Here is a 6,931-nt window from a genome sequence, read left to right as displayed (position 1 = left end):
GTGCGGCGGTGACCAATCCCGGCTCGATCGGCGGTGCGGGCGGCGACGTGGGTCTTGACGATGCGGGTGCCGAGCATCAGCTCGACGATCTTTTCTTCCACGCCCGGCTCGATGTCGACGACGCCGACGGTTGCCCCGTCGCGCAGCACGGTGGCGCGGTCGCACAGCGCCGAGATTTCGACGAAGCGGTGCGAAATGAAGATCACGGCGCGGCCGCTATCGCCCTGGCGGCGCACCACTTCCAGCACTTTTTCGGCGAGGTTGGCGGGCAGTGCCGCCGTCATCTCGTCGAGCAGCAGCACATCGGGCTCGACGGCGAGCGCACGGGCGAGGTCGAGCACGCGCAGAATGGCCAGCGGAATGTCGCGCGCGGTGTCGCGGAGGTCGAGATCGGCAATGCCGAGTTCGCGCACCCAGGCGCGGAACGGCTCGATAGGCGTGCCGGTGAGCCGCAGATTGGACAGCACGTCGAGATCGGGGATCAGCGACGGCTCCTGGTAGACAGGCAGCAGGCCGGCGCGGCGCGCGGCGGCGGGCGAGCGTATGTCGCGGGCCTCGCCACGGATCAGGATGTGCCCGGCATTGGCTGAAATCGCTCCGGTCAGGATCTTCACCAGCGTCGACTTGCCGGCGCCGTTGGCGCCCATCAGCGCATGCACCTCGCCCGGTAGCACGGACAGCGACGCATTGCGCAGCGCGGCGACCGCGCCGTAATTCTTGGCGACGCCGGAGGCGTCGAGGAGGGGATTTGCGGTCAAATCGTTCGGGTCTCGGTTGTGGGACCAAATCAGTGCAAAGGTCGGCGCCGCCCCTCACTGTCCTGCCGGACATCTCTCCCCGTAAAACGGGGAGAGAGAGGCTGGCCGCGACGCTGGTGCCCTTCTCGAAACGTTGAAGGGTGGCGAAATCGACGACGAGTGTCCCTCTCCCCGTCACTATACGGGGAGAGGATGCCGGCAGGCAGGTGAGGGGCGGCGCCGACGGATGGCCGTCAGCAGCCCAATTACTCGCCCGGGCCCTTGCAGGCGACGATCTGGTCCTTGGTATAGGTCGTCCAGTCCGGGATCATAATCGAGACCGGCCATTCGGGGCTGAGCGACGGATCCGCCGCTGCCTTCAGCTTGGCCTTGCCTTCGTCGGTGGCGTTTTCCCACAGCTGCGGCTGCACCAGCACGGTGTGCTCCGCCGGCTTCTTGCCGTCGAGGATCTGCAGCGCCAGTGTGACGCCCGCACCGCCGATCGAGCCGGGATTGGTCACCGCCGCACCGACGAGGCCCTTGACCGAGCTCAACTGGCCGACGAAGCCGGCATTGTCGGCGCCGACGATCGGCACCAGCGGCGCCTGCGATTCCACCAGGGCGTCGACGATGACGTTGTCGATGCCCGAGGTCCACACGCCGTTGAACGGCGTGCCGGTGGCCAGGAACGACAGCATCTGCTGCTTGGCCTGGTCCTGCTGCCAGCCGGTGAAGACTTCCTGAGCGACCTTTACGTCAGGGAATTCGGCCAGCGCCTTCTTGAAGCCTTTGTCGCGATCGCTGTCGGCGGAAGCGCCGGCCGCACCGCGCATGTAGAACACTTCGCCCTTGCCGCCCATCTGCTGGAACAGCCACTTGGCGCCGAGATAGGCATATTGTTCCTGGTTGTTGGAGATGATGTAGGCCGATGGTTCGGTGACCGCCTGGTCGACGGCGACGACGACGATGCCGGCCTTGGTGGCTTCCTCAAGCCCCGCCTTGATGCCGGCCGGATCGGCGGGGTTGACGACGATGGCGTCGACCTTGGCGCTGATCAGGTTGCGGATGTCTTCCAACTGGCCGGCGGCATCGGTGTTGCGGTGGGCGATGTTGAGTTTTGCCACTTCGCCGGAGGCCAGCGCCTGCGCTTTCATGGCGCAGACCATCTCCTCGCGCCAGCCATTGCCCTGCACGGTGTTGGAGATGCCGATCGTGTATTTGCCGGCGGCGGACGAGACGCCCACCGAAGCCAGCAGGGCAGCACCCGCAAGCAGCGGGACCATGGTCAGGGTTTTCTTCATTTCAGTACTCCTCCACATTGTTTTTCAGTTCCAGTTCAACTCGTTAAAGCACGCCGCTGACAAACTGAGTCACGCAGCGCGCTTCAATTCATTTGACGAAGGGGCGCAGCACGTCGCGGGCAAGCAGGAAGCCACGCTTCACTTGATCGTCGCTGCCTTCAAATCGCCTGTCCTCGTGTTCGATGATGATGGATCCGTCATAACCGGCACGATAGAGTCCGGAGAAGAAGCCGCTCCAGTCGACATCGCCCAGCCCCGGCATGCGCGGCACCTGCCAGCCTATGCCAGCCGATAGGATTCCGCGCTCGTACAAACCATCATGATCAATCATCAGGTCCTTGGCGTGGACATGCAGCATGTAGGGGCCGAACTCCCTGATGAAGCGGGCCTGGTCGATCATCTGCCAGACCAGATGCGAGGGGTCGAAATTCATGCCGATTTCGCCGCCCCAGGTCTCCAGGATCCGGCGCCAGACCTGCGGCGAATAGGCGATGTTGTGACCGCCCGGCCATTCGTCGTAACTGAAGATCATCGGGCAGTTCTCGAAGGCGAGCTTGACGCCATGTCCGCGCGCGAAGGCAACGATCTCGGGCCAGATTTTCAGCGCGTCCTGCCAGTTGACATCGACGGGCTTGGAGGCATCGCCGCCGCAGAAAGTGTTGACCACCGGCACGCCCATATTGGCGGCCAGCACGATCACCTTCTTCAGATGGGCAATAACCGCCTCGCGGTGCGCGGCATCGGGATGCAGCGGGTTGGGATAATAGCCGAGGCCGGAAACGGAAATGTTCTTGTCCGCCAGCGAGGCGACGATCTCCCTGGCCTGTGCGGGCGAGGTCGAGGCGGCGTCGATATGGCTGGTGCCGGCATAGCGGCGGCTGGCGCCGGAGGATTTCGGCCAGCAGGCGATTTCCAGCGCATCGAAGCCGACCGAGCTGGCCCAGCCGGCGACATCGCCAAGCGGCGTCTCCGCGAAGGGTGCGGTGAGCAGTCCAAGTTTCATCATGCCTCCCCTGGCCGTGGCTCACGACCGATGCCTATAATGCCGATTGTTTGGATCGCTTCAACCTCGCGACCTCATCTTGTTCAAGACTGTGCCGGACGGCTGCCATTGGATCGCCGGAAAGCAGCTCGCCCAGCGCCGAAATCACGGCCTCGCGAAATGCAGCGTTCGCGGCAAGGCCGGGGTCGAAAATCGTGTCGATGGCCAGGATGGCCGAAGCCAGCGCCGGCGCATCGCGGCCGGTGGCGTCGGCAATCGCGGCGACCTTGCCGGCATAGGGATCCGACACCGGCCAGAGCTTGCCGAAGCATTCCGAGGCCTGGATCAGATAGGCCATCCAGCCGGCGACCGGCACCGAGAGCAGTCTGACGCTGGCGCCCCGGCTTAGCCGGTCTCGGATCGGATTGAGCAGGCGCTGGACGATCTTTTGCGAACCATCGGTGGCGATCTGGTGGTTGCGGTGCCGGATCGCGGTGTTCTTCAGCCGGCCCAGGCTCTGCTCGACATAGGCCAACGGCTCCATGCCGGGCACCGGCATCAGCGTCGGCAGTGTCTCCTCGACCAGCATGCGGCGCACGAAGACCGACAGCAGCGGGTCGGCGACGGCATCTGACGTGTGTTCGAGCCCGGCCAGCACGCCGAGCGTGGCGAGCGTCGTCTGCGCACCGTTCAGCACCCGCATCTTGAGATGCTCGAACGGCGTGACATCGTCGACGAAGGTCGCGCCGACCAGATCCCAGCGCGGCGTGCGACCGGCGAACTTTTTCTCGATCACCCACTGCCGGAACGGTTCGCCGACGGCGACGGCGCCGTCGTGATAGCCGAACCATTGCTCGACGCTGTCGAGATCGTCCTGCGTCACCGCCGGCGCGATACGGTCGACCATGGCGGAGGGGAAGGCGGCTTTGGCTGCGATCCAGTCGGCCAGGCCGTTGCCGCGCCGTTCGGCAAAGGTCCGCACCACGGTCTCCAGGATGACGCCGTTGGTCGGGATGTTGTCGCAGGAGAGCAGCGTCAGCGGCTGACCATGCGTGGCTTGGCGCAACTCCAGCGCCCGCGTGAGGATGCCGGGCACGCTGCGCGGTGTCTCCGGGTTGGCAAGGTCATGGACGATGTCGGGGTGACCGAGATCAAGCTCGCCGCTCGACGGGATATGGCAATAGCCTTTCTCGGTCACCGTCATCGTCACCAGTTCGATGTCGGGTGAGGAGAGCACGTCGAGCGCTGGTCCGGCGCTGTCCTGGCTGTCCACCACCTTCACGATGCTGCCGATGACGCGCGCCTCGACGTGATCGTTCTCTCGGATCAGCCTGGTGTAGAGCCCGCTTTGGCGGCCCAGCGTCTTGGCGAGGTGAGGCGGGCGGATGTTGATGCCGACAATGCCCCAGCGGTCGAACTGGCGCGACAAAAGATCATCCGTGTATTCGGCCTGATGGCAGCGGTGGAAGGCGCCGACGCCCAGATGCGCCATACCGGGTTGGAGCGCGGCGCGGTCGTAGGCCGGCCTCTGGACGGTGGCGGGAAGCCTCTCCAGCAACTCGGGCCCGAGCGTTTCAGGCGAAGCGTTCACCGGTTCGCCCCGATCACCGACTGCTCCTGATCGATCACGGCGCCGGTCATCGGGCCGGCGGCATCGGAGAGCAGGAAGACGGCAAGATTTGCGATATCGTGTGGCGTCAGCAGCCTGCCGAATGGCTGCGCGGCATTGGCGGCGTCGAGCCAGCCCGGACCGTGGCCGAGCGTCTCGGCCTGCATGACGCGTTCGGCGGGCGTGTCGGTCCAGCCGACATTGATGCCGTTGACGCGGATGCGGTCGAAACGGTGGGCGTTGGCGGCATTCTTGGTCAGCGTCGCCAGCGCGCCCTTGGTGGCGGAATAGACGGCGAGTTCGGGCGCGCCGCAATGCGCGTTGATCGACAGGATGTTGAGAATAGCGCCGCCCTGTCCGCGCTTCTTCATGTCGGCGATGACCGCCTGCATCAGGAAGAAGGGCGCGCGGGCATTGACGGCGAACAACGAGGCCCAGTCGTCGAGGCTGGCATCGAGGAAGGAGGCACGGTCGGTGAGGCCGGCGGCATTGACGAGACCGTCGATGCGGCCGAACCGCTCTATGCAGGATTGCGCCAGGAGGGCAGGGGCTTGCGGATCCGCAAGGTCGGCGGCGACGAAGACGGTCGGCGTGCCCAATTGCGAAAGCTCCGCCGCCACGGCGTCGCCACGCATCTTGTCGCGGCCGGTGACCAGAAGGCCCGCCGCGCCGGAGCGCGCCAGCGTCTCGGCGATGGCGCGGCCGATGCCTTGCGTCGACCCGGTGACCAAAATCACCTTGCCGTCGAGCCTGATCTCCATTCCTCCTCCCGGAACAAAGTTTCTATTTTTTGAAATATCGAACGATGGTTCCCGATAGTCAATTGTTTCAGCGTGGGTTCACAGGACAATCGCTGCTGGTTGGCGCTGCCCCTCACCTGCCTGCCGGCATCCTCTCCCCGTATAGGGACGGGGAGAGGAGAGCTCGTCGCCACTTTCGCCAATTATCGACCTTGCGATGCGGTCGCCTGCCTTGCTGCCAGCCCCTTCTCCCCGTCACTATACGGGGAGAAGTGCCCGGCAGGGCGATGAGGGGCGGCGCTGACTTTGGCAGTTGATGGTCGGAACTGTCATTGACGAAAGGCGATTGCCTCAATGCCTTACTTGCCGCGCCGCGCCACCACGCCATGGACCAGCGCCATGCCGACCGCCAGCGAGGCGGCCAGCGAGCGGAAGCCGGCGAAGTCGGATTCCACCACCTCCAGCCAGCTGTCCGACAGCCGGGTCAGCGGGCTGAAGGTGCTGTCGGTTATGGTGACGATGCGGGCCTTGCGCTCATGCGCCACGGCGACGAGGTCGGGCGTGATCGAATTGTAGGGGCTGAAGGAGACCGCCAGCACGGCGTCCCGGCTGCCGATGCAGCCGACCTGGTCGAGCGCGGTCGAGCCGACATTGTCGACCAGCACGTTGCGCACGCCTTGCTGCGAGAGCGTCAGCGACAGATAGGCGGTGACGGGAAAGGCGCGCTTGGAGCCGATGACATAGATCAGGTCGGCGGCGGCCAGCAGCGTCACCATCTTCTCGAAACTCCCGACGTCCAAGCCGGCCTCGATGCGGCCAAGCGAAGCTTGCGAGGCGCCGACCATGCCGTGCAGGAAATGCAGCCGAGCATTGGGCTCGGCCTCGCTGCGCTGTTCGCCACGCCCTTCCGGCCACGAGCCCTTCACATGCTCCTTGAACAGGCCCTGGAAATCGGAAAATCCGGAATAGCCGAAGATCTGCGCGAAGCGCACCAGCGTCGAGGGCTGCACGCCGGCCTGGGCCGCCACCTGCGCGATGGTGCCGAGCGCGACGTCGCTCGGGTGCTGCCAAAGGAAGATCGCCACCTGGCGCAGCCGCTTTGGGAAATGCACGGTGCCTGACGACAGCACCGCGCGCAGTTCCTCATAAGTCTGCGGCTGGATATAGCCCAATGCCGCCAGCGAGCGCCCGCGCTTGCGCGGCGCGGCCTCGTCGGCACTGGATCGACCGGATGATTTGCGCGCCCCACTCATGATTTCAGGCTAGCGCGGCACGATCGTTTTACAATATGGAAATTGGAAATCCTGTTCGATGGCGAATTGTGGTCTTGGATGCGAACGGTTCAAAGGTGGTGCTCTACGGCGCCCCCCTCTGTCCTGCCGGACATCTCCCCCACAAGGAGGGAGATCGGACGTCGCCTCTACTTTCGCCAACTACCACCATCGCATGAAGGCGCCGCAGTTGACGCTGCCAATCTCCCCCCAAGTGGGGGAGATGTCCGGCAGGACAGAGAGGGGCGCCACAGAACTCGACGGTGGGTACTGACCCAAAACCTTTTATGC

General features: G+C 64.9%; 6 protein-coding genes. All 6 read right to left on the bottom strand.

What is annotated here, in order from left to right; translation table 11 throughout:
• Nucleotides 1-758, bottom strand: a 758-nt coding sequence (locus FJ934_RS27670) for an ATP-binding cassette domain-containing protein (protein ID WP_140613566.1), incomplete at its 3' end; no start/stop codon positions are given.
• A 245-nt stretch (nucleotides 759-1,003) separates the two neighbouring features.
• A complete protein-coding gene (locus tag FJ934_RS27660; RefSeq protein WP_140613565.1) occupies nucleotides 1,004-2,038 on the bottom strand; it encodes an ABC transporter substrate-binding protein in 1,035 nt (344 codons plus the stop codon).
• An 88-nt stretch (nucleotides 2,039-2,126) separates the two neighbouring features.
• Complete coding sequence (locus FJ934_RS27655) at nucleotides 2,127-3,044, bottom strand: sugar phosphate isomerase/epimerase (RefSeq protein ID WP_246671662.1); 918 nt, start codon at nucleotides 3,042-3,044, stop codon at nucleotides 2,127-2,129.
• 31 nt (nucleotides 3,045-3,075) lie between these two features.
• On the bottom strand, nucleotides 3,076-4,611 hold the full coding sequence (locus tag FJ934_RS27650) for a mannitol dehydrogenase family protein (protein ID WP_140613564.1): 1,536 nt from the start codon (nucleotides 4,609-4,611) through the stop codon (nucleotides 3,076-3,078).
• Nucleotides 4,608-5,390 carry an SDR family oxidoreductase gene (locus tag FJ934_RS27645; protein WP_140613563.1) on the bottom strand — a complete coding sequence of 261 codons (783 nt, stop codon included), beginning with the start codon at nucleotides 5,388-5,390 and terminating at the stop codon, nucleotides 4,608-4,610. Before FJ934_RS27645 ends, FJ934_RS27650 begins: the two co-directional genes overlap by 4 nt.
• A 338-nt stretch (nucleotides 5,391-5,728) precedes the next feature.
• Nucleotides 5,729-6,622 carry a MurR/RpiR family transcriptional regulator gene (locus FJ934_RS27635; protein ID WP_140613562.1) on the bottom strand — a complete coding sequence of 298 codons (894 nt, stop codon included), beginning with the start codon at nucleotides 6,620-6,622 and terminating at the stop codon, nucleotides 5,729-5,731.
• Between the last annotated feature and the right edge of the window lie 309 nt (nucleotides 6,623-6,931).

Origin of the sequence: Mesorhizobium sp. B2-4-12, from assembly GCF_006441575.1 — a bacterium.
Lineage (GTDB): Bacteria > Pseudomonadota > Alphaproteobacteria > Rhizobiales > Rhizobiaceae > Mesorhizobium.
This window is presented reverse-complemented; position numbering and strand designations above follow the sequence as displayed.

What these genes read in the sequence shown, in the direction of transcription:
- FJ934_RS27660 (WP_140613565.1), bottom strand. Translation starts at nt 2,038, where the DNA reads ATGAAGAAAACCCTGACCATGGTCCCGCTGCTTGCGGGTGCTGCCCTG.
- FJ934_RS27655 (WP_246671662.1), bottom strand. Translation starts at nt 3,044, where the DNA reads ATGATGAAACTTGGACTGCTCACCGCACCCTTCGCGGAGACGCCGCTT.
- FJ934_RS27645 (WP_140613563.1), bottom strand. Translation starts at nt 5,390, where the DNA reads ATGGAGATCAGGCTCGACGGCAAGGTGATTTTGGTCACCGGGTCGACG.
- FJ934_RS27635 (WP_140613562.1), bottom strand. Translation starts at nt 6,622, where the DNA reads ATGAGTGGGGCGCGCAAATCATCCGGTCGATCCAGTGCCGACGAGGCC.